This is a genomic window from Anaerostipes butyraticus, from assembly GCF_016586355.1.
Classification (GTDB): domain Bacteria; phylum Bacillota; class Clostridia; order Lachnospirales; family Lachnospiraceae; genus Anaerostipes; species Anaerostipes butyraticus.
The window spans coordinates 90,806-113,383 of record NZ_BLYI01000031.1 but is presented as its reverse complement, the minus strand read 5'-3'; the positions used below and the strand labels follow the sequence as shown (position 1 = coordinate 113,383).

General features: G+C 41.9%; 21 protein-coding genes. 19 read left to right on the top strand and 2 right to left on the bottom strand.

What is annotated here, in order from left to right; translation table 11 throughout:
* The first annotated feature begins 112 nt into the window (after window positions 1-112).
* Window positions 113-553: a MarR family winged helix-turn-helix transcriptional regulator gene (locus JMF81_RS07875; RefSeq protein WP_201310907.1), complete on the top strand. Its 441-nt coding sequence runs from the start codon at window positions 113-115 to the stop codon at window positions 551-553.
* Window positions 550-1,212 (top strand): YczE/YyaS/YitT family protein, encoded by a 663-nt coding sequence (locus JMF81_RS07870; RefSeq protein ID WP_201310906.1) that lies wholly within the window; start codon window positions 550-552, stop codon window positions 1,210-1,212. The genes JMF81_RS07875 and JMF81_RS07870 overlap by 4 nt, the downstream gene beginning before the upstream one ends.
* Before the next feature lie 15 nt (window positions 1,213-1,227).
* Here the strand turns inward: JMF81_RS07870 and yfcE are convergent, their stop codons facing one another.
* Window positions 1,228-1,773, bottom strand: a complete 546-nt coding sequence (gene yfcE / locus JMF81_RS07865; RefSeq protein WP_201310905.1) for a phosphodiesterase — start codon at window positions 1,771-1,773, stop codon at window positions 1,228-1,230.
* 85 nt (window positions 1,774-1,858) lie between these two features.
* On the opposite strand from yfcE, the gene JMF81_RS07860 reads away from it, so the two are divergent.
* The 6 genes from JMF81_RS07860 (at window position 1,859) to JMF81_RS07835 (ending at window position 9,465) form a co-directional block, all read left to right on the top strand.
* Window positions 1,859-3,970 carry a DNA topoisomerase III gene (locus tag JMF81_RS07860; RefSeq protein WP_201310904.1) on the top strand — a complete coding sequence of 704 codons (2,112 nt, stop codon included), beginning with the start codon at window positions 1,859-1,861 and terminating at the stop codon, window positions 3,968-3,970.
* Window positions 3,971-4,072: 102 nt separating this feature from the next.
* On the top strand, window positions 4,073-4,642 hold the full coding sequence (locus JMF81_RS07855; protein WP_201310903.1) for a TVP38/TMEM64 family protein: 570 nt from the start codon (window positions 4,073-4,075) through the stop codon (window positions 4,640-4,642).
* Between the two features lie 188 nt (window positions 4,643-4,830).
* A complete protein-coding gene (locus tag JMF81_RS07850) occupies window positions 4,831-6,957 on the top strand; it encodes a BglG family transcription antiterminator (RefSeq protein WP_201310902.1) in 2,127 nt (708 codons plus the stop codon).
* 179 nt (window positions 6,958-7,136) lie between these two features.
* Entirely contained in the window at window positions 7,137-7,808 is a 672-nt protein-coding gene (locus tag JMF81_RS07845; protein ID WP_201310901.1) for a SatD family protein, read from the top strand.
* On the top strand, window positions 7,805-8,797 hold the full coding sequence (gene fliB / locus JMF81_RS07840) for a flagellin lysine-N-methylase (RefSeq protein ID WP_201310900.1): 993 nt from the start codon (window positions 7,805-7,807) through the stop codon (window positions 8,795-8,797). The genes JMF81_RS07845 and fliB overlap by 4 nt, the downstream gene beginning before the upstream one ends.
* Before the next feature lie 119 nt (window positions 8,798-8,916).
* Entirely contained in the window at window positions 8,917-9,465 is a 549-nt protein-coding gene (locus JMF81_RS07835; RefSeq protein WP_201310899.1) for an RNA polymerase sigma factor, read from the top strand.
* A 50-nt stretch (window positions 9,466-9,515) separates the two neighbouring features.
* Here the strand turns inward: JMF81_RS07835 and JMF81_RS07830 are convergent, their stop codons facing one another.
* Complete coding sequence (locus JMF81_RS07830; protein ID WP_201310898.1) at window positions 9,516-10,181, bottom strand: hypothetical protein; 666 nt, start codon at window positions 10,179-10,181, stop codon at window positions 9,516-9,518.
* Between the two features lie 154 nt (window positions 10,182-10,335).
* Between JMF81_RS07830 and JMF81_RS07825 the strand changes: the two genes are divergently transcribed.
* The 11 genes from JMF81_RS07825 (at window position 10,336) to JMF81_RS07775 (ending at window position 22,563) form a co-directional block, all read left to right on the top strand.
* Window positions 10,336-12,249 carry a DNA gyrase/topoisomerase IV subunit B gene (locus tag JMF81_RS07825; protein WP_201310897.1) on the top strand — a complete coding sequence of 638 codons (1,914 nt, stop codon included), beginning with the start codon at window positions 10,336-10,338 and terminating at the stop codon, window positions 12,247-12,249.
* A gap of 38 nt (window positions 12,250-12,287) precedes the next feature.
* Entirely contained in the window at window positions 12,288-14,537 is a 2,250-nt protein-coding gene (locus JMF81_RS07820) for a DNA gyrase/topoisomerase IV subunit A (RefSeq protein WP_201310896.1), read from the top strand.
* 14 nt (window positions 14,538-14,551) lie between these two features.
* Window positions 14,552-15,463 (top strand): glycosyltransferase, encoded by a 912-nt coding sequence (locus JMF81_RS07815; RefSeq protein WP_201310895.1) that lies wholly within the window; start codon window positions 14,552-14,554, stop codon window positions 15,461-15,463.
* 112 nt (window positions 15,464-15,575) lie between these two features.
* Window positions 15,576-16,817 carry an LCP family protein gene (locus tag JMF81_RS07810; RefSeq protein WP_201310894.1) on the top strand — a complete coding sequence of 414 codons (1,242 nt, stop codon included), beginning with the start codon at window positions 15,576-15,578 and terminating at the stop codon, window positions 16,815-16,817.
* A gap of 231 nt (window positions 16,818-17,048) precedes the next feature.
* Complete coding sequence (ilvN, locus tag JMF81_RS07805; protein WP_201310893.1) at window positions 17,049-17,546, top strand: acetolactate synthase small subunit; 498 nt, start codon at window positions 17,049-17,051, stop codon at window positions 17,544-17,546.
* 85 nt (window positions 17,547-17,631) lie between these two features.
* The gene (ilvC, locus tag JMF81_RS07800) at window positions 17,632-18,648 is read left to right on the top strand and encodes a ketol-acid reductoisomerase (RefSeq protein ID WP_201310892.1); all 1,017 of its coding nucleotides are present in this window, start codon (window positions 17,632-17,634) and stop codon (window positions 18,646-18,648) included.
* 86 nt (window positions 18,649-18,734) lie between these two features.
* A complete protein-coding gene (locus JMF81_RS07795; RefSeq protein WP_201310891.1) occupies window positions 18,735-19,331 on the top strand; it encodes a GNAT family N-acetyltransferase in 597 nt (198 codons plus the stop codon).
* A 15-nt stretch (window positions 19,332-19,346) separates the two neighbouring features.
* Complete coding sequence (locus JMF81_RS07790; RefSeq protein WP_201310890.1) at window positions 19,347-20,102, top strand: tRNA lysidine(34) synthetase; 756 nt, start codon at window positions 19,347-19,349, stop codon at window positions 20,100-20,102.
* 3 nt (window positions 20,103-20,105) lie between these two features.
* Entirely contained in the window at window positions 20,106-20,546 is a 441-nt protein-coding gene (dtd, locus tag JMF81_RS07785) for a D-aminoacyl-tRNA deacylase (RefSeq protein ID WP_201310889.1), read from the top strand.
* 55 nt (window positions 20,547-20,601) lie between these two features.
* Entirely contained in the window at window positions 20,602-20,949 is a 348-nt protein-coding gene (locus JMF81_RS07780; RefSeq protein WP_201310888.1) for a phasin family protein, read from the top strand.
* A 9-nt stretch (window positions 20,950-20,958) separates the two neighbouring features.
* Window positions 20,959-22,563 carry an ABC1 kinase family protein gene (locus JMF81_RS07775; RefSeq protein ID WP_201310887.1) on the top strand — a complete coding sequence of 535 codons (1,605 nt, stop codon included), beginning with the start codon at window positions 20,959-20,961 and terminating at the stop codon, window positions 22,561-22,563.
* Window positions 22,564-22,578: the final 15 nt, after the last annotated feature.

The window sequence follows — 22,578 nt, the reverse complement described above, 5'->3', positions numbered from 1 at the left end:
CGGCTGTGGCGATTCAGCCGGCATTTTTTCTGCCTTCTTGACATTGCATTCAGCCAGAGATACAATAAGTTTTGTTATAATAAGAATTCTTATAATAAGGAGTGTTATAAATATGGAAAGTTTACATTATCTTTTAATGAAGACTCATGCAATGTTTTACCGGCAGATCCAGGCAGAGATCGGAAAGATCGGTCTGACGTCCGGACAGCCGAAGATTTTGGAATTTTTACAGAAATATAAGGAAGCGGATCAGAAAACCATCGCTTCCTATTGTGAAATTGAACAGGCGACAGTGGGAAGTATTCTGCTGCGCATGGAAAAGGCCGGACTTGTCGTCCGCCGTCAGAAGGAAGGGAACCGCAGGTCGTTATATGTCTCCATGACCCAAAAAGGAGAAGAAGCTGCCCGGCAGCTGACCGGTATTTTTCATGGCGTAGAAGCAGCGGCTGCCAGTGATCTGTCAGAAGGAGAAGTGGCGGAATTAAAAGAACTGCTGACGAAATTATGTGATTCCATGCAGGCCCAGGCCGCAGGAAAGAAGGTGGAAAAATGAGCCAGAATAAGAGAAAAATAGATTATCCGATCCGCCGTTTCCTTTTTCTGTGCCTTGGCCTCAGCATCATGGCATTCGGCGTGGCTTTTTCCATCAAAGCAGCTCTCGGAACATCGCCGATTTCCAGTGTTCCTTATGTTACATCTGTAATTTCCAGGCTGTCTGTAGGGACGACCACGATCATTATGAATATCATGTTTGTACTGATTCAGATTGGAATTCTGCGCAGAGACTATGAATGGTTTCAGCTTCTGCAGATTCCTGCGGCCATCGTATTTGGAACTATGATTGACGTGGCGGAATATGTGATCGCACCGATTGATGTTTCAAATTATTTCCAACAATGGCTTTTGTGTATAATCGGCATTGTTCTGATCGCTCTGGGTGTCAGTGTGGAAGTTATGGCAAATCTTGTGACGACAGCAGGGGAAGGCATTGTTCTTGCCATCTGCAAAAAGGCTCCGATCCGGTTTGGAAATATGAAGGTGATCTTTGATGTGACTCTGGTATGCATTGCCATCGTTTTGTCCCTGGTATTTCTTAAAACTCTGGACGGTATCAGAGAAGGAACCATTGCGGCAGCCCTTTTTGTCGGGCAGGTTACCAAACAGACCAATAAAGTAACCAAAGGAATCGAAGCCGTTTTTCTTTCTGAATGAGAAACGCTGTGTTCTTTATGCCAGATTTAACGTATGATAAATCTGACCATGCATCTCTTTCCAGTAAATTGTCTGATCTTCTATGATCATATAGCTGTGAGGAGAATTTTCTTTTGGAATGGAGACCGATCCCGGATTTAAATAAAGAAAATCGTCATGCTCTTTCCATGCCGGAATATGGGTATGACCATTTAACAGGATATCGCCTTTCTGAAGTTTTGGCGGATGTTCTTCGGAATCAATATGCCCATGAGACGCAAAGATCATCTGTCCTTCCAGATACAGAATACAGGAGTCACTCTGGATTGGAAAATCCAGCACCATTTGATCAACTTCGGCATCACAGTTGCCGCGAACGCATAAAATTTTGTCTTTATGCTGATTGAGCATGGAAATTACACTTTTCGGATCATATTCTTCTGGAAGGTCGTTCCTTGGACCATGGTACAGCAGATCCCCCAGCAGCAGGAGCTTTTCCGGCTGCTCTTTTTTTACAGCGTCAAACATCTGTCGGCAGTAATAAGCTGAGCCATGAAGATCGGAGGCTATCATTAATTTCATAAAAATTCCCTTCTTTCGTAGATTATTTTTGATATTTCCATTATAGTATAGGAGAAGAAAGAATCAAACAGGAAGGAACAGATTTATGAAACAGCTGGTTTTAGCAGAAAAGCCTTCCGTTGCAAGAGATATTGCACGGGTTTTAGGCTGTCACAATAAAACAAAAAATTATATAGAAGGAAAGGATTATGTCGTGACATGGGCTTTGGGGCATCTGGTGTCTCTTGCTGATCCGGAACAATATGGCAAAGAATACAAAACATGGGATATGGATACTCTGCCGATGATGCCGAAACAATGGAAACTGACGGTTCTGCGCAAGACATCCGGGCAGTTTCAGGCAGTAAAAAAGCTGATCCACCGCAATGATATTTCCAGTATCATCATCGCTACAGATGCCGGACGGGAAGGAGAACTGGTGGCACGATGGATCCTGCAGATGTCCGGAAATAAAAAGCCTCTTTTCCGTCTCTGGATTTCCTCTGTAACAGATAAGGCCATCAAAGACGGCTTTGCCCATTTGAAAAAAGGAAAAGAATATGAAAATCTTTTTCGTGCTGCCCGCTCCAGGGCAGAAGCAGACTGGCTGGTGGGAATCAATGCCACCAGAGCTCTCACCTGCAAATATAATGCGCAGCTGTCCTGCGGAAGAGTGCAGACGCCGACTCTTGCCATGATTGCCCAGAGAGAAGAAGAGATCCGAAAATTTCAGCCGGAAACTTACTACGGATGGAAAGTTTCGGCTTTGGGAATGACTTTTGTCTGGGAAGGAAAGAATGGAAATCAGAGGATTTTCAAAAAGGAACTGGCACAGAACATTGGAAAGAAATTAAAAGCACAGAAGATAACTGTAAAGAAGGTAGAGAGGAAAGAAAAGAAAACATATGCTCCGGAATTGTATGATCTGACAGCTCTGCAAAAAGAAGCAAGCAAGCGATATGGGTTTTCTCCAAAACAGACCTTAAATCTTATGCAAAGTCTGTATGAACACCATAAAATCCTAACTTATCCAAGAACAGATTCCAGATATCTGACCAGTGATATGACAGACACATTAAAAGACAGAATCAAAGCATCCGCGGCCGGCCCATACAAAAAGACAGCAGCACTTCTTCTGCGAAAAGAGATCAAAGGAAACCGGCGGTTTGTGAATGATAAAAAGGTTTCAGATCATCATGCGATCATTCCGACAGAACAGTCTGTCCGGCTGATGGAACTGTCTGCTGATGAGCGCAAAATCTATGATATGGTAGTCCGCCGTTTCTTTGCGGTCTTAATGGAACCTTCTGTTTCCGAACAGATCCGCATTCGGGGAGAAATTTCAGGAGAACAGCTTCAGGCAAAGGCAGTTCTTCAAAAGAAAGCCGGATGGAAGGATGCCTGTGAAGATCAGGAACAGGAAGAAAATATGATGACAAATCTTCCGGATCTTCCGGAGGAAGGAAAACAGTATGTGTGCGATGCTCCGGTTATGACAGAGGGAAAAACAAAAGCGCCGGGACGATATACAGAAGGTACGCTGATCGATCAGATGGATAAAAAAGGTCTGGGAACCGTGGCAACCAGAGCAGATATTATCGACAAACTGTTCCGAAGCTATCTTCTGGAAAAAGACGGAAATGAAATTAAGATCACATCCAAGGGAAAACAGCTTCTGGATCTGGTTCCTTCTGATCTGAAAAAAGCGGAACTGACAGCCGACTGGGAAAGAAAGCTGACGGCTATTGCCAATGGGACACAAAATGATCAGAAATTTATGAAAGAAATCCAAAACTATACCCAGGCTCTGATTCAGGATATCAAGTCAGCAGATGGAACCTTCCATCATGATAATATGACCCGGCAGAAATGCCCGCAGTGTGGAAAATTCCTGCTGTCTGTTAATGGGAAACATGGCAGACTGCTGGTTTGTCAGGACAGAAACTGCGGATACAAAAAAACAATTGCACGACTTACCAACGCCCGCTGCCCGGTATGCCATAAGAAAATGGAACTGGTCGGTGAAGGAGAAAATCAGAAATTTATCTGCTCCTGCGGCCATAAAGAAAAACTCTCCGCATTTAAGGCAAGAAAAGCAAAAGAAGGGAAAGCCATGAGCAAAAAAGAAGTCAGCCGTTATCTGAAAAAACAGCAGAAAGAAGCGGAAGCACCGATCAACAATGCATTTGCGGAAGCACTGTCAAAAATTAAACTGTAATCTTACGAAACTGTAAGAATTTTGTAAGGGAGTCTTATGGCGGATGTCATAAACAGCATGTATAATAGAATCAAAAGATATGATACAAAGGATGGTGGTAGGATGAACAGCAAAGCAATGAAATATGTAACCAATGGAACAACAGTCCTTTTTCTTGCGGCAATGGCTGTATTTGTCATTTACGGAATGGGGGCAGGTCTTTTTACAAATAAACAGGAACTGCAGCTTCTGATCGGGACGGCAGGGATACTGGCGCCATTGATCTTTATTCTTCTTCAGATCACACAGGTGGTTTTCCCGCTGATCCCGGGAGGGGTGACCTGCCTGGCCGGTGTTTTTATGTTTGGCCCATTCTGGTCTTTCCTGTACAGTTACATCGGAATTATCATAGGTTCTTTTATTAATTTCTATCTTGCCAGAAGATACGGACAGAATTTTGTAAAACGTCTGGTTGCAGCGGACGTTTACGACAAATATATGTCCAAGATCAACAGCGGCAGAAAATTTGATCTGATGTTTGCTGCTGCAATCATTCTTCCGGGATTCCCGGATGATGTACTGTGTATGCTGGCAGGACTGACGGAAATGAAAACAACAAAATTTGCGCTGATCCTGCTCATCGGACGTCCTGCATCCCTTATCTTTTACAGTGCTGTTGGACTGATCGGCTGACGGATAATCATTTGTATGGTATCTGAAATATATTCCTCTGGAACCGGTATTTTACCGGTTCTTTTTTCGTTTTATAAGAAATTGCTTTTCTATGAAATGAAAACACTTCCCATTATAAGGTTTTGGCGAAAATTTTCTTGTGCTGATAAAAATATAATCATATAATATGAATAGAAAGGAATGATGAAATGACGTCAAAAAACTCCGGATTGTCCAAGCGGCAAAAAGAAATTATAAAAATACTGTCACAGTTTACATCCGATCATCCGATTACCGTACAAACCATATCCGAAAAATTAAAATTAAGTTCCAGAACCATTCTGCGGGAACTGCCAAAGATCAATGAATGGTTTGAGGAAAATGATTTCCGCCTTGTAAAAAAGCCCAGAGTCGGATTATATGTAGATGAAGATCAGGAAACACGAAAGTTTCTGCAGGAACTGGTACAGATGGATCATCGAAAAAATGCTTTTACAAAAGAAGAACGCCAGGACAGAATTCTGGCTGAACTTTTTACGGATGAAGAACCCTTAAAATATTTTTATTTTACGTCCTTGTTTCATGTCTCTGACGGAACTCTGGCAAGTGATCTGGATGAAGTCGATCAATGGATGGAACACTACAATCTTTCGCTGATCCGCAGACCGGGGCTCGGCATCAGCTGGGAAGGAAAAGAAGAAGATTACCGGCAGGCTGCATCTGTTTTATTTCAAAAACAGCTGAAAGAGAAGAATCTTCAATATCTTTTTAAAAAAGAAAATAAGCTTCCTTCAGGACAATACTTTCAGCAGCTTCCGCAGGAAGTGCTGGAACAGCTTATCGTTATCGTAAGTGAGACGCAGAGGGTTCTGAACATTCAGTATACGGAGCATTCCCGGCTGCATTTTATTTTATATCTGCTTCTTACGATCAATCGGCTGAAAACCGGACATTCGATCAGTGGAAAAGAGAAAGATCTGATGTCTATCATGCATCTTCCGGAATGTCAGGTATCCAACTGGATCGGCAGCAAAATTGGGCAGATAGTAGGATTTCCAATCTCTGAAGGAGAAATTTACTGTATTGCCATACAGCTTCTGAGCGAAAAGATCTGGAAGAATAAAAATGAAAGCAAATACGAAGAAGAGAGCTTTAAGATCCGGCAGATTGTAATTAAAATCGTTATTAACATGGAACAGCTCCTGGATACGGATTTTCTGGATGATCCTGTTTTGATCGATGGACTGTGCAATCATATGAGGCCTGCGATCAATCGAATCAAAATGGGGGTGTTTTCAGAAAACGGACATCTGGATATGCTGAGAGAATCTTATGAAAATATCTATGAGGCGACCAAAGCCGCCTGCGGTTTTTTGAAACGGGAGCTGGATGTGGAAGAAATCCCGAACGGTGAACTGGGATTTATTGCCATGTATTTCTGTGCAGCGGTGGAAAAAAAGGTGTCAGACAGTGAAAAATATTCTATCTGCATTGCCTGTCCATATGGAATCGGAACGTCTCATATGCTGTCAGTGCAGATTCAGAAAGAATTTCCGGAAATCCGTGTCCGGAAGGTACTTTCTACAGCAGAGCTGGATATTGATGCTTTAAAAGAAGAAGGCATCGATCTTATCATTTCCACTGCAGAGCTGGATCTTCCATTTCCAAATCTGTGCGTAGGGTCTGTCCTGATGGGACCGGATAAGATTATGATCCGCAATAAACTTGCGGAACTGGAGAAAAACCGTACAGCGGATACAGAACATCCGTCAAAGACAGAACACCGCATACGGCGGATCAGCCGGAGCGGCATCGAATATATGGTTGAACTGGGAAAAGAAATACTTCAGGTGCTTGACAATATTAAAATCGCCTCTGAAGCAGACATACCATCCAAAAAAATGCTGATTCAGTGTGCGGGCAGTCTGTTTGCCCGGAATGAGGAAAATGCAGAAACGATCACCCGGGACTTGATGAAGAGAGAAGAGATTTCCAATACATATATCCCAAGCATGAATGTACTGTTTCTCCATTGTGAGACACGCGGCGTGCAGCACTGCCGATTCGGTTATATTGTATTGCCAGAGCCGTTAAGAGAAGAAGTGGAAGAAGAATTAGAAGAAATCCAGGGGGCTATCGTTATGCTGATTCCAAAGGCAAAAATCAGAGTGTACCGTGAAGTTATGAGTGAGATCAGCGGCGCCCTGGCAGAAAAGGAACAGATTTTAGCTGCATTAAAGCGGAAAGACCGGCGCACTGTCGAAATTCATCTGGAAAACAGTCTGGGAACTTATTATGAAACAATGATGCGCAAAAAAGGCGGACAGGAATCGTAAAAATATGATAAAGGAAAAAGCAAGGGAAAGGTGCCGGATGACCGTTCTCTTGTTTTTTTATTTCATAGAAACGGAGCTTTCTATAAAATAAAAAGGAATAATATTAATTTATTCATTATTTTAGAATAATATTTCATAATTCCTATTTTTTATGTATAATAGAGGGACAGGAGGTTATCATGTATTTCTTTTTTTATTATGAACCTTATATTGCTCTTTTAGGACATCTGAATACAGATGAAGATTATGAAACAGCACAAAAGGCTTTGAAATCCATCAATAAAAAATATCAAAAGGAGCTGGTACAGTCCTGTACCCTGGTTCAGAAAAATGAATTTCACGGACTGCTGCGGCAGGGATCGGTTTTGATGAATCTGATACAGGACTTTGAAGAAGCGGTCTGTCCGTCAGGAATAAGATGGGGAATTGGCATTGGAAAATCTTCTCCTGAAAAACAGCCGGCTTCTTCCTGGGAAGCCCGGAGTGCTGCGTTTCAAAATGCGCAGGATGCCTGGAAATTTCTGAGGGAACAAAATAACCGGAATGCGTCTTTTACTACAGATTACTATATGGTATGCAGCGGAGATCATGAAGAAGTAACTCATCTGATCAATACGATTTTCATGCTGATAACGTCCTTGAAAAAAGGATGGACCAGACATCAGCGGGAGGTCATCACAGATTATATGAAATACGGAGGCGGACAGGCAAAAGCCGCCAAAAGGCTGGGGATTACTCAGTCCAGTGTGCAAAAGAGCCTGGCCGGAGGCAGCTATTACACCTATCAGGAAGTCATGGATACATTAAATGAAATATTTTCACAGATTGGAGAAAGGAAAGAGTATATATGAAAGGGAAAATACCGGATTATTATGAACAATTTTCGTGCATTGGATCCCGATGCAGAGACAACTGCTGCATTGGATGGGAAATTGATATTGATCAGGAAGCATTAAATTTTTACCGCCGGACAAAAGGAGATATGGCAGAACGCCTGGCGGAAGGGATTTCAATGGAACCGGTTCCTCATTTTCGCACAGATGAAAGAGGAAGATGTGTATTTTTAAATCAGGAAAATCTTTGTGACCTGTATCTTAATCTGGGAGAAGAGACTTTGTGTGAAATCTGTACAAATCATCCCCGCTTTTTTCATGACTGCGGCGGCATTCAGGAAAAAGGCCTCGGAATTGCCTGTGAAGAAGCGGCACGCCTGATTCTGAACAGGACGGGCATGGTTCGTTTTTTAGATTACGGACCGTCCTCTTGTGATGAAATCGTTTCATTTTTATTGTCTGTCCGGGAAAATATGATTAACATCCTGCAGAACCGTTCCATAAAAATAGAAAAAAGAATGGCACAGATTCTTGAATATGGATGGCAGGCACAGCAGTGGCTGAACAGTTCACAGCCAGTATCAAAGGACTGGATTTTTTCAGAAGAGAAAGAACGGTTTTTAACTCTTTCGTCTGACGAATCCAGGAAATTCTGGCTGTCTTTTTATGAAGATCTGGATGTTATGGATGAACAATGGTCAAAAATTCTTCATGAGGCAAAGCTCAGATCAGAAGGCGCTTCTTTTGCAGAGGATCCATTCTGGGAACAGCTCTGTATTTACTTTATGTTCCGGCACCTGACTGCTGCTTCAGAAGACTTTAATCTATACGGAAAAGTACAGTTTTGTGTTTTAAGCTGTCTGATCATTGGCTGGATTCTGGATATTTACCCGGAGAAAGAACAAGACAAAAAACGGCTTGAAACCGCAAAACAGTATTCAAAAGAAATTGAATATTCTGAGGAAAATTTGCAGACAGTGTGGGAAGAATTGCTGTTTAATTCTTAAGAAAATATGGTGAATATTGAAAAGTTGTTAAGTTTTTTACAGTTCACTTATTTACAACTGAACAGTATATCTCTATAATTAAAAGTGCAAAAGAAAACGTACAAGAGAGAAGAATATAGATGAAGTTACGAAAGAGGAAACCGATTGGGAAATATGCCGTAAGGTACATTGAGAGATTATACGCATTGTATTCAAAAAGGCTGTTTTTTGTTGCCAAGAATTATGTGAAGGACTCAGATCTGGCAGAGGATATTATGCAGACGGTATTTGAAAAAGCTCTGTTATATCCCAACAGTATTTTAAAGGTTCCAGAGGAGGAGATTTCTTATTTTTTAATCGCGATGGTGAAAAATACGGCATATTCATTTTTAAAGGAAGAGAAACAAAACGCCCATGAGGCTTTGACCTATGATGACGGAACAGAGGGTGATTATGTAGAAGATCCCAATGACAATTACCTTCAGCTGATCGATCTCCATGCATTGAAAGAAAAGCTGAACAAACTTCCGGAACAGCAGAGAGATATTCTGCTATTTCGTTATGTATACGGGTTTAAATGCAAGGAAATTGCAGATATGTTCCATATGTCGGAGCGCAATGTAAAGGCAAAATGCAGTGAAGCAAGAAAGAATCTGAGACGGCTGTTAGCCAGAGATAAAGATATCTGAAAAAACAGCAGCCGCTCCCTGTTTTTGAGGAAGGACTGCTGAAAACTTTTTTATTTGTCTGAAACAAGTTCCATAAGTTTTGATCCGGTCTCTTCTGCATCTTCCGGAAAGAAGAGACGTACAGAATGTTTTCCGCTTTTAATCTTTTTATTCTTCAGATCAAAAGTTTTGCTGTGCATATCTTTTGAGATCTCAGCGTTTTGAAAAGAAGTTTTGATATTCTCGATCAGCAGTTTTTTTGCATCGGACAAATTCTCAATATGCTTCGGTTTTAATTCATTGATCGTCTCATCGGCTGCCTGCTGAAACAGATCCAGATAATGGATATACTGACTGGAAACTGTGACAGAAGCCTCTTTTCCATCTCTTTTTTTCAAACTGACTTTATAATCCAGCTTCTGAAAGGAATCCGTGATCACATCCAGGATGTCTGAAGATTCTGATTTGCTGATGGAAATTCCCGCGTTCTTAAACTGATTCTGAATTGCCGAGATCATAGATGACTGATACTCATCCAGAGTCTCCTGCGCCTCCTTCTGGTCAATACCAAGTTTTACAATGGCGCCGGTATCCTGATATACGATCAGCTGATAAAATGCTTCCATTGTTGCTTCCGGACTTTTGGCCTCTTTTTCTGTTCCGCAGCTGCAGATAGAAAGAGACATAACCGCAAGAAAAACTCCTACGGCTGCTTTTTTTAATAACCTACACCTCATTGTTGTTTTCCTTTCTGTTTTTTTTCACTGCCATTATAAAATTTTTGGTGTATTATGTCAACTTATATCGAAAATTGAAAGAAGTTTGTAAAACAAACGTTTCTGTGCTAAACTTAGTAAGATTATCTTGAATGTGAGGAGGAGAGATACAACTATGGCGAAACGTACGTATGACGCAAACAGCATTTCCGTTCTGGAAGGCCTGGAGGCTGTCAGAAAACGTCCCGGTATGTATATAGGAAGTGTATCCACAAAAGGACTGAACCATCTGATTTATGAAATCGTGGATAACTCAGTGGATGAATTTCTTGCAGGGTACTGCGATGATATCACAGTGTCTTTGGAGGACGATGGAACTGCTGTTATTTCAGATAACGGAAGAGGAATCCCGGTGGGAATTAATGAAAAAACAGGAATTCCAGCTGTAGAAATGGTATTTACCATGCTCCATGCCGGAGGAAAATTCGGAGACGGAGGATACAAAATTTCCGGAGGACTTCATGGAGTCGGAGCTTCTGTGGTAAATGCTTTGTCTACCTGGCTTACAGTAACCATAAAACAAAATGGAAAAATTTATCAGCAGAAATATTCCAGGGGAAAGATTCTGACCCCTCTGGAAGTGATCGGAACGTGCAGAAAATCAGAAACCGGAACAAAAGTACAGTTTCTTCCGGATCCTGAAATTTTCGATAAAACATACTTTAAAGCTGCGATGGTGCGCAATCGTCTGCACGAAACAGCATATCTGAATCCGAAACTGACCATTCATTATATGAATCGGAGAAAAGGAGAAGAGACCTCCGTTGATTATCATGAACCTGACGGCATCTGCGCTTATGTAAAAAAACTGAACGAAGGGAAAAAAGCCATTCACGAACCGATTTATTTTAAAGGTTCCGTGGATGGAATTGAGGCAGAAGCAGCCTTTCAGTATACGGAAGATTTCGGAGAAAATATCCTGGGATTCTGCAATAATATTTATACGGTAGAGGGCGGAACCCATATTACAGGATTTAAAACCAAATTTACGACCGTAATGAATCAGTATGCCAGAGAAATCGGTATGCTGAAGGAAAAAGATCCGAATTTTACAGGAGCCGATGTCAGAAACGGAATGACGGCAATCATTTCAGTTAAGCATCCAGATCCAAGATTTGAAGGCCAGACAAAGACAAAACTGGACAATCCAGATGCCGGAAAAGTAGTCGGGGAGATTACCGGAGAAGAGACAGTTCTGTATTTTGATAAAAATCTGGATACCTTAAAAAAGGTGCTGGCCTGTGCGGAAAAATCAGCTAAAATCCGGAAGGCAGAAGAAAAAGCCAAAACCAATATGCTGGTAAAACAGAAACTTTCCATTGACAGCAACGGAAAACTTTCCAACTGTGAGAGCCGGAAAGCAGAAGAATGCGAAATTTTTATCGTAGAAGGAGATTCGGCAGGAGGTTCCGCCAAAACCGCCCGCAACCGAAAAACACAGGCCATTCTTCCAATCCGGGGGAAAATATTAAATGTAGAGAAAGCATCCATTGATAAAGTCCTTGCAAATGCGGAAATTAAGACGATGATCAACGCGTTTGGATGCGGATTCTCAGAAGGATACGGCAATGATTTTGATATCAGCAAACTTCGGTATCACAAGATCATCATCATGACAGATGCGGATGTGGATGGAGCGCATATCGCAACGCTTCTGCTGACATTCTTCTACCGCTTTATGCCGGAACTGATTTCCCATGGACATGTATATCTGGCAACGCCGCCGCTGTATAAAGCCGTGCCAAAAAAAGGACCGGAGGAGTATCTTTATGACGACGCAGCGCTCAGCAGATACAGAAAACAGCATAACGGATCATTTACTCTGCAGAGATATAAAGGTCTGGGAGAGATGGACGCGGAACAGCTGTGGGAAACAACGTTAAATCCGGAAACCCGGACATTGAAACAGATTGAGATTGAAGACGCCAGAATGGCATCGGATGTAACCTCCATGCTGATGGGAAGCGATGTCCTTCCAAGAAGACAGTTTATATATGAAAATGCCGAAGAAGCAATACTGGATGTATAACTGTGGATAAGAATTGAGCGTATTAGAAAGGAAAACTTATGTCAGAACAGATTATTAGAGCAGAATTTTCTGAAGTAATGCAGAAATCTTATATTGATTATGCCATGAGCGTTATTTGTTCCAGAGCTCTTCCGGATGTAAGGGACGGATTAAAACCGGTACAGAGAAGAGTTCTGTATGCCATGGATGAGCTGGGACTTCGTTATGACAGACCTCATAGGAAATCTGCCAGAATCGTAGGAGATACCATGGGTAAATATCATCCCCATGGAGACAGTTCCATTTACGATGCCCTGGTAGTAATGTCCCAGGATTTTAAAAAGGGGCTTCCTCTGGTAGATGGTCATGGAAACTTTGGTTCCATTGAAGGAGACGGAGCTGCGGCAATGCGTTATACAGAGGCACGGCTTCAGAAAATCACCCAGGAAGCGTATCTTGCAGATCTGGATAAAAATGTTGTAGATTTTGTCCCTAATTTTGATGAAACGGAACGGGAGCCGGAAGTACTTCCTGTAAAAATTCCGAATCTTCTTGTAAACGGAGCGGATGGAATCGCCGTTGGAATGACAACGAACATACCGCCTCATAATCTTGGAGAGGTCATTGACGCGGTTAAGGCTTATATGAGAAAGGAAAGCATTACCAATGAGGAGCTGATGGAATACATTCCCGGCCCGGATTTTCCTACCGGAGGCCTGGTTGTAAATCAGAAAGAACTTTTAGACATTTACTCTTCCGGAAGCGGAAAATTGAAACTGCGCGGAAAAGTAGTATTTGAGCCGGGAAAGAAAAGAGGCGAGAAGGATAAGCTGGTTATTACGGAAATTCCATATACGATGATTGGAAATAATATATCAAAATTTTTGTCCGATGTCGTCAGCCTGATCGAAACGAAAAAAACAACAGATATTCTGGATATTTCCAATGAATCTTCCAAGGAAGGCATCCGGATTGTCCTGGAACTGCGGAAGGGAACAGATATTGAGCGTCTGAAAAACCTTCTGTATAAAAAAACAAAGCTTGAGGATACTTTTGGTGTGAATATGCTGGCCATTGTAAATAGCAGACCGGAAACTCTGAGTCTGAAAGATATCATCGCGTATCATACAAAATTCCACTATGAGGTAACAAGAAGAAAATATGAAACGCTTTTAAAGAAACTGTACGAGCAAAAAGAAATCAAAGAAGGGCTGATTCAGGCATGCGATATCATCGATCTGATCATTGAGATCATACGAGGCAGCGAAAGCCAGAAAGAAGTAAAAGCATGTCTTACTAAAGGAGAAACCGGAAAAATCAGATTCCGCTCTTCTGATTCCATGATTGAAGCATCCAGGCTCCATTTTACAGAGAAACAGGCATCTGCAATCCTGGATTTAAGACTTCACCGTCTGATCGGGCTGGAAATTCTTGCACTGAAAGAAGAGTATGAAGAAATTATGGAAAAAATCCGGGAATATGAAGATATTCTGGAAAATCCATCATCCATGAAAAAAGTAATTCGAAAAGAACTTGACGCTTTCAAAAAAGAATTTGGACGAGAAAGACGAACAGTGATTGAAAATGGAAAAGAGGCAGTTTATATTGAAGCGCCGGTAAAAGAAGAACAGATCTATTTTATTATGGATCGTTTCGGGTATTCCAAGACATTCGACAAAGCCACGTATGAACGGAATAAAGCCAATGTATATCAGGATTATAAATATGTTGTACCGTGCATGAACACTGATAAGATCTGTATCTTTACTAATCAGGGATTTATGCACCAGATCAAAGCTCTGGATATTCCTGCGGGAAAATACCGGGATAAGGGCACTCCGATTGACAATTTAGGAAATTATGACAGTGGAAAAGAAGCGATCATTGAGGTAATGGCTGCTGAAACCGTTCATTCATCCAAACTTCTTTTTGTAACCGCAAACGGTATGCTGAAAGTTATGGATGGACAAGAGCTAAAAGCGATGAAAAGAACCGTAGCTTCCACCAAACTTGCTTCTGACGATGAATTGGTGCGGATCATCCCGGTAGATACCAGCCAGGAAGATAAGATCATTCTCCAGACTAAATCGGGTATGTTCTTAAAATTCCTGCTGGAAGAAGTTCCATGCAAGAAAAAAGGTGCTGTTGGTGTGAAAGGAATAAAACTTGGAAAGAACGATGTGGTTTCGAATGCCTATGTTATGGAAGCACAGCAGATCACCGGCATTATGTACAAGGAGAAAAAGCTGGAATTTAATAAGCTGAAGCTTGCAAAACGCGATACCAAGGGGTCTAAGATCCGACGTTAAGAAAGGAGAGTCCTATGAAAGCAGATTTGATCATTCCGACCTATAAGCCCGGAGAAAAATTTCGAAAATCTCTGCGCCGTCTGGCACAGCAGACAAGAAAACCGGACCGGCTTATTATTATCAATACGGAAGAAACTTTTTTCCCAGAAGATCTTCCATCCTTATATGAAGGGATGGAGGTCTATCATATCGAAAAAAAAGATTTTGATCATGGAAAAACGAGAGATTACGGGGCGTCTTTATCGGACGCGGATATCATCATGTTTATGACAGATGATGCCATCCCGAAGGATCAGTTTTTGATCGAGAATCTGTTAAAATCATTTGAAAATCCTTCTGTCAGCGCGGCTTATGGGCGTCAAATCGCGGATCCGAAGAAAAATTACATTGAATATTATACGAGGATCTTTAATTATCCAAAGGAGAGCCGGATTAAGACAAAAGAGGATCTTCCGACACTGGGCATTAAAACTTTTTTCTGTTCTAATGTCTGCAGCGCATACCGGAAAGAAGCATATGATGCCCTTGGAGGATTTATTCACAAAACAATTTTTAATGAAGACATGATCATGGCTTCCAAAATGATCGAAGCCGGAATGTCTATTGCCTACGCTGCTGACGCAGTTGTATGGCACTGGCATGATTATACCGCAATGGAACAGCTCCACCGAAACTTTGATCTGGCCGTTTCCCAGACTGACTACGGCGGATTGTTCCTGAAAGTCAAATCTGAATCCGAAGGTGTTAAGATGGTCCTTTCCACATTAAAGCATCTGATTCGAAAGAAAAAGATTTATCTGATTCCAAAATATATTCTGGACAGCGGATGCAAGCTGATCGGCTATAAATTGGGCCGGAACTACCACCGGCTTCCGCAGTGGTTTATTATGAAAATCACTATGAATCCTGCTTACTGGGAATCATAAAAAAAGCGCGGCATATACATCTTCAGGAAATCTTAATAAAATAGTCTACTGTTTTTGTCAAAAATATGCTATAATGTGGAACTGTGAATTAGGAGAAATGAGGAGGGCACAAATGAAAATCAAACAATTCAAGATCATCTTGAGTATCTTTCTGATTATCGGCATTGCTGCCGGCAGTGTTTTAGGATACTATGATGCACGACTGGAAGCTTCCATTAATACAGGGGAAAGCTTAAGCAGCGTTGATGTAGGAGATGACCTGTTATCCGACAGCGATGTCATCAATATACTTTTAGTCGGATCGGATCATGGAGCGATTAAAGGAGACCATGGACGTTCTGACAGTATCATGATCGCAACGATCAATCAGGATACCAAGGAACTGAAACTTACATCCCTGATGCGCGATATTTATGTAGAGATTCCGGGTCATGGACATAACAAGCTTAACGCGGCATATGCATATGGCGGCGTGGAACTTCTTTATCAGACAATCGCGAAGAATTTTGGTATTAAGATTGACAAATACTGTGTTGTTGATTTTGAAACATTTGAGAAGGTAATTGACAAAGTTGGAGGAATCGAGATCTCACTGGAAGAAAAAGAAGCAGAATATTTAAATTCCACCAACTATATTTCCAAGGCAAAATATCGAAATGTAAAAGCAGGAAAACAGATATTAAATGGTAATCAGGCACTGGGATATTCCCGGATCCGTCATGTCGTTTCCCAGAAATACGGTGACGGCGACTTCGGACGTACCGGACGCCAGCGTGCTGTGCTTCAGGCAGCGCTGAACAAAGTTCTGGATCAGAGTCCGACGAAGATTGCGGATATCGCACTGGATGCATTATCAGATGTCTCTACAGATATGGATGCAAGTTATCTTAAGAGTCTTGTGACAAAAGTGATTTCTCTGGGAACAACTGAAATTGACCAGCAGAGAATTCCTCTGGAAGGCACCTATGTACAAGGCCGTGCACAGAGTAATATGTTTGTATTTTTCATTAATTTCGATGCCAATAAAGCGGCACTGGAATACTTCCTTTTCAATAAAGGTTCCGAAAAAGACTGGGCCAAAGAATACGGAGGCACATCCAATGTTGAAACATTTGGATATTCAAGATCATCCTCATCTTCAACGTCGAGTACTTCAGGCACTACATCGTCTACGAGGAGTACGTCTGCCTCTACGTATTCTACGAGAAGAGCTTATCGAAGCACTTCGGCAACGTCTGCTACCAGATCTACAAGAAGCACGACGGAACGTCAGACAGAAGCAACAACGGCCCCTGCAACGACAGCAGCGCCCGCAACGACAGCGGCTCCGCAGCAGCCGGAAGAGCAGGAGTAATAGAAATTGTTTTGTCCCCCGCGCCTCTGCGGGGGATTTTTATTTCACAGGAAATTGAAAGAAAAATGCCTCCCATGCGGCCTGCCGCAGGCGGAGAATCCTGCAAAACAGAATTCTTTCCTGGCTTTGGCAGAATCGCTTCTTGACACATATATGCAGAATTGGTAGAATAAAAGACAATATGAATGTGGTGTATGTATACATTACATCTGAGAAAAGGATGTGAATTAAGTGAAACAGATAGTTCTTTCTATTTTGGTTGAGAATACTCCTGGTGTTCTGAGCCGTGTATCCGGGCTTTTTACAAGACGCGGATATAATATTGACAGTATTACCGCAAGTCCGACACAGAACGAGAAGTTCACCCGGATGACGATTGCGGTAAGCGGAGACGATATGATTCTTCTTCAGATTAAAAACCAGCTGTCCAAGCTGGAGGATGTCGTTAAGATTTTCGAACTGAAGCAGAATGAATCCGTCTGCAGAGAACTGATTCTTATCAAAGTCCGGGCTTCCAAAGCAGAGAAGCAGGAGATTATCACGATCGCTGATATTTTCAGAGCCAAGGTTGTAGATGTCTCTTCAGATACTCTGATGATGGAACTTACAGGAAATGTAAGCAAGATTGAAGCTTTTATCAATCTGATCAACGATTTTGAAATTTTGGAACTGGTTCGCACCGGAGCAACTGGTCTGACCAGAGGGGATACAACCGTAGCTTCTTTTTAGCAGCGGCTGAATCCGGCAGTATCAATTACGCTAAGCAAAGGGATATGATTTCCTTTACTATAAATTAAAAAATGGAGGAATAGAAATGGCAAAGATTTATTATCAAGAAGACTGTAACTTATCACTTTTAGATGGAAAAACCATCGCAATTATTGGTTACGGAAGCCAGGGACATGCACATGCCCTTAACTTAAAAGAGTCTGGATGCAATGTTATCATTGGTCTGTACGAAGGAAGCAAATCATGGAAAAAAGCTGAAGAGCAGGGATTTGAAGTTTATACTTCTGCAGAAGCTGCTAAGAAAGCTGATATTATCATGATCCTGATCAATGATGAAAAACAGGCAAAACTGTACAAAGAATCCATTGAGCCGAACCTGGAAGCTGGAAACATGTTAATGTTCGCTCATGGTTTCAACATCCACTTTGGATGCATCACACCTCCAAAAGATGTCGATGTAACAATGATCGCTCCAAAAGCTCCTGGACACACAGTAAGAAGTGAGTATCAGGCTGGAAAAGGTACACCTTGTCTGATCGCCGTAGAACAGGATGCAACAGGAAAAGCCCTGGATCTTGCATTAGCATATGGTTTAGGAATCGGCGGAGCAAGAGCAGGTATCCTCGAAACAACATTCAGAACAGAAACAGAAACAGACCTTTTCGGAGAACAGGCTGTACTTTGCGGTGGTGTATGTGCATTAATGCAGGCTGGTTTCGAAACATTGGTAGAAGCAGGATATGATCCAAGAAATGCTTACTTCGAATGTATCCATGAGATGAAGCTGATCGTAGACCTGATCTATCAGTCTGGATTCGAAGGAATGAGATATTCTATCTCTAACACAGCTGAATATGGTGATTACATTACAGGTCCTAAGATCGTTACAGAGGATACAAAGAAAGCCATGAAACAGATCCTTTCTGATATCCAGGATGGAACATTTGCAAAAGACTTCTTATTAGATATGTCTGATGCTGGTTCTCAGGTACACTTCAAAGCTATGAGAAAATTAGCTGCTGAGCATCCATCAGAAGTCGTTGGAAAAGAAATCCGCAAATTATACAGCTGGAGCAATGAAGATAAATTGATCAATAACTAGGATTTTCAGAGCTTGTAATACATAGAAGGTCAGAGATTTTAACATCCCTGGCCTTTTCTTTCATTTGAGAAAACCGGAGAATTAAGATGTTAGAGAAAAGTCTGCCATATTCAGATATTATCATGAAAGCCGATCACGTCACAGCTTCCACATGGAAACCCGCATATTTGCCAGATGGATATTCCTTTAAGATGTATGAAGAAGGAGATGAAACAGCATGGGCAGATCTGGAGACTTCCGTAAAAGAATTTTCTTCCAGGGAAGAAGCGCTTGCGTATTTTCAAAAAGTTTTTTTGCCGCACCGCCGGCTGCTTCCTTTTCGAATGTGTTTTGTCGTTGATGAAGATAACAGAATCTGTGCCACGGCGTCTGCATGGATGAAAACAGAAAACGGATGTTACTGGCCGATTCTCCACTGGGTCAGCACAGCGCCGGATGTTCAGGGAAAAGGAATCGGACACGCAGTCATTTCATACGCTCTTTCTTTATTTTCCAGGACAGATCCCGGGAAGGCTGTGTTTCTTCATACACAGACCTGGAGTTATCGGGCAGTCAGCATATATTATCAGTATGGTTTTCGAATTACAAAGTCACCTCTTTCGGGAGTACAGACGGATTTTCGTTATCAGGAGACGCTGCAGGGCGTTCTGCCTGAATCAATATTAAATGACATTGTAGAATAAGAGGAGGATAAAGAATTGAAATTACAGCAGGTATTAAGCCGTGTTCGAAAAGCGGTGGATGATTACGGCATGATAGAAGAAGGAGACCGCATTGCGCTGGGAATTTCCGGGGGAAAAGACAGCTTGACTTTATTATACGCACTGGCGCATTTAAGGATCTTTTATCCAAATCATTTTGAAATTCATGCTATCACAGTAGATTTAGGATTCGGCAATTTTCATCTGAATAAAATTCAGGAATTATGTGAAAAATTAAATGTACCTTACACGATCGTTTCTACTGAAATTGCGGATATTGTATTTGAAAAACGCAAAGAGACCAATCCCTGCTCTCTCTGTGCAAAAATGCGGAAAGGCGCGTTAAATGAAAAGATAAAAGAACTGGGATGCAATAAAGTCGCCTATGGACACCATAAAGCGGATATGGTAGAAACCCTGATGATGTCCATGATTTTTGAGAGCCGGATTCACTGTTTCTCACCGGTTACCTATCTGGACCGGATGGATCTTACGGTGATTCGGCCGCTGATGTATATGAATGAAGAAGATATCATCGGATTCCAGAACAAAATGGAACTCCCTGTTGCCAAAAGCCCATGTCCTATGGACGGCAATACAAAGAGGGAATATGCAAAACAGCTGATCCGAAAACTGGATCAGGATCATCCGGGCGCCAGGGATCATATGTTCCAGGCAATCGTAAATGCGGATCTGAAAGGATGGCCGCCGAAAAATCCCCCAAGAAAACGAGAGAAAAAGAAGGAGAAGTAAATTATGAAATTAGTAATTCAGCGTGTCAGCGAGGCGTCTGTCTCAGTTCAGGAAAATGTAATTGGAAAGATTCAAAAAGGATTTCTTGTTCTGATCGGTGTAGGGAAAGAGGATACAGAAGAAACTGCAGATAAATATATCCGAAAAATGCTGGGACTGCGCATTTTTGAAGATGAGAATGGGAAGACAAACCTTTCCCTGAAAGATGTAGGCGGTCAGCTTCTTCTGGTGTCACAGTTTACGTTATATGCAAACTGCAGAAAAGGAAACCGTCCGAGCTTTATCGAGGCAGGAGATCCTGCAGCGGCAGAAGCATTGTATGAATACATGATCCGGCAGTGCAAAAAGGAAATACCGGTTGTAGAAACCGGAGAATTTGGCGCCGAAATGCAGGTTTCTCTGATCAATGACGGACCTTTTACCATTGTCCTTGAGAATCTTTAATGCTAAAATAGAAGTAACAAAAAACAGCAGATTTCAAAGAAAGGAAGGATGACCTATGGAATTCGGAGAAGGAGTAAAAAAGATATTTCTGGCCGGCGTAGGTGCCGCCGCCACAACAGCAGAAACAACCAAAGATATCATTGACAAACTGGTAGAAAAAGGAGAACTTACGGTAGAACAGGGCAGGGGATTCAATGAAGAGCTTAAGCGCAATGCGAAGGATAAAATAAAAGAGCATGTTTCTGTCAATGTAACCAAGAATTTCAGTGATGCCTTTGATTCTGTAGAGAATATGTCTGCAGAAGAACTTCAGAAATTAAAAGAACGAATTGCAGAAGTAGAAGCAGCCAATAAAAACAAAGCAGAAGAAAAAGAAGAGGACGGTCATTCCACGGAAGCGTAAGGATGCATCATGAAACAGGAAGAAAAAAACACCAAAGAGCATAATTCCAAAGGACGTCTCCGAGAGATTTTATCTGTACTGAAACGATATCACATTACCCAGGGAATCCAGCCGGATAAACTTTGCGCAATCCTGGAGGATTTGGGACCTACTTATGTGAAACTTGGGCAGATCATGTCCATGCGTTCTGACATGATCCCGGAAAAGTATTGTAAACAGCTCTCAAGATTGAGAACCGATGTAAAACCTCTTCCGTTTGATGTGATTCTTGGGGTACTGGAACAAGAGCTGGGGGAACCGCCGGAGCAGGTTTTCCTTCAGATTGATTCCAGACCTCTTGGATCCGCATCCATTGCACAGGTGCATAAAGCTGTTTTAAAAACGGGAGAACCTGTGGTCCTGAAAGTTCAGCGTCCCGGGATTAAAGAGACCATGGCGCAGGACATTGCCCTGATAAAAAAGGCTTCCGGGCTTCTGAATTTTGCGGCAGGCACCGGAGACCTGATTGATTTTCGCGGTATTATCGATGAGATGTGGGAGACAACGAAAGAAGAGATGGATTTCTTTAAAGAAGCCGATCATCTGGAGCTGTTTTATAACAATCAGAAAGAGATTTCTTATATCACCTGTCCGAAAGTATACCGTGAGTATTCCAGCTGCAGACTTCTCGTTATGAGTTATATCGATGGAATCCAGATTGATCAGACGGCGTCTCTGGAGGAATTAGGATATGATATGCTGGAAATCGGGGAAAAGGCCGCTGAGAATTTCTGTAAGCAGATTTTGGAAGACGGCTTTTTTCATGCCGATCCTCATCCTGGAAATCTTTGGATTTCCGATGGAAAGATCGCATGGCTGGATCTGGGAATGGCAGGACATCTGTCAGATCACTATAAAGCGATCTTGAAGAGAGCGATTTCCGCCATTTTAAAAAATGATATTTATGAGCTTAAGAATGCTTTTTTGTCTTTTGGCACCCCAAAGCATAAAATCAATCATGCTCAGCTTTATACAGATCTGGACGATCTGGTCGGCCGCTATATGAATATGGATTTTGGAACCATGAATGTAGGAGAGCTGATGGAAGATTTTCTGGATCTTTTGAAAACCCATGAGATCTCTGTACCATCAGACATTACACTTCTGGCCAGAAGCATGATCACCATGGAAGGAACTTTGAAAATCTGTTCTCCAAAAGTCAATATGCTTCAGATTCTGACGACGCATATGTCTGCCATTATGGCAAAGGAATTTGATATAAAAAAGGAACTCAGGCACAGTCTGAGAGATATTTATTCTTCATCAAAAAAATCGCTGGAAATTCCGGCTCAGCTGTCTGATCTTTTGAACATTACAAAAAACGGACAGATTCGCATTAACCTGGAATCATCAGAGACAAGAGGCCTCAAAGAGGAGATGGGACATCATATCAATCATCTGATCCTGACGGTTCTTGCGGCGGTTTTCTGGTGCAGTTCAGCCATCTTGTGTCTGACAGACATCAGTCCTCAGATTTTTCATATGCCATGGCTTGCGTTTGCCGGTTTCTGCCTCGGCGGAATTTTCATGCTGTATCTTTTGATATCCATGATTCTGAGGCGGAAGAAGAAGTAGCAGCAGAAGGAACGA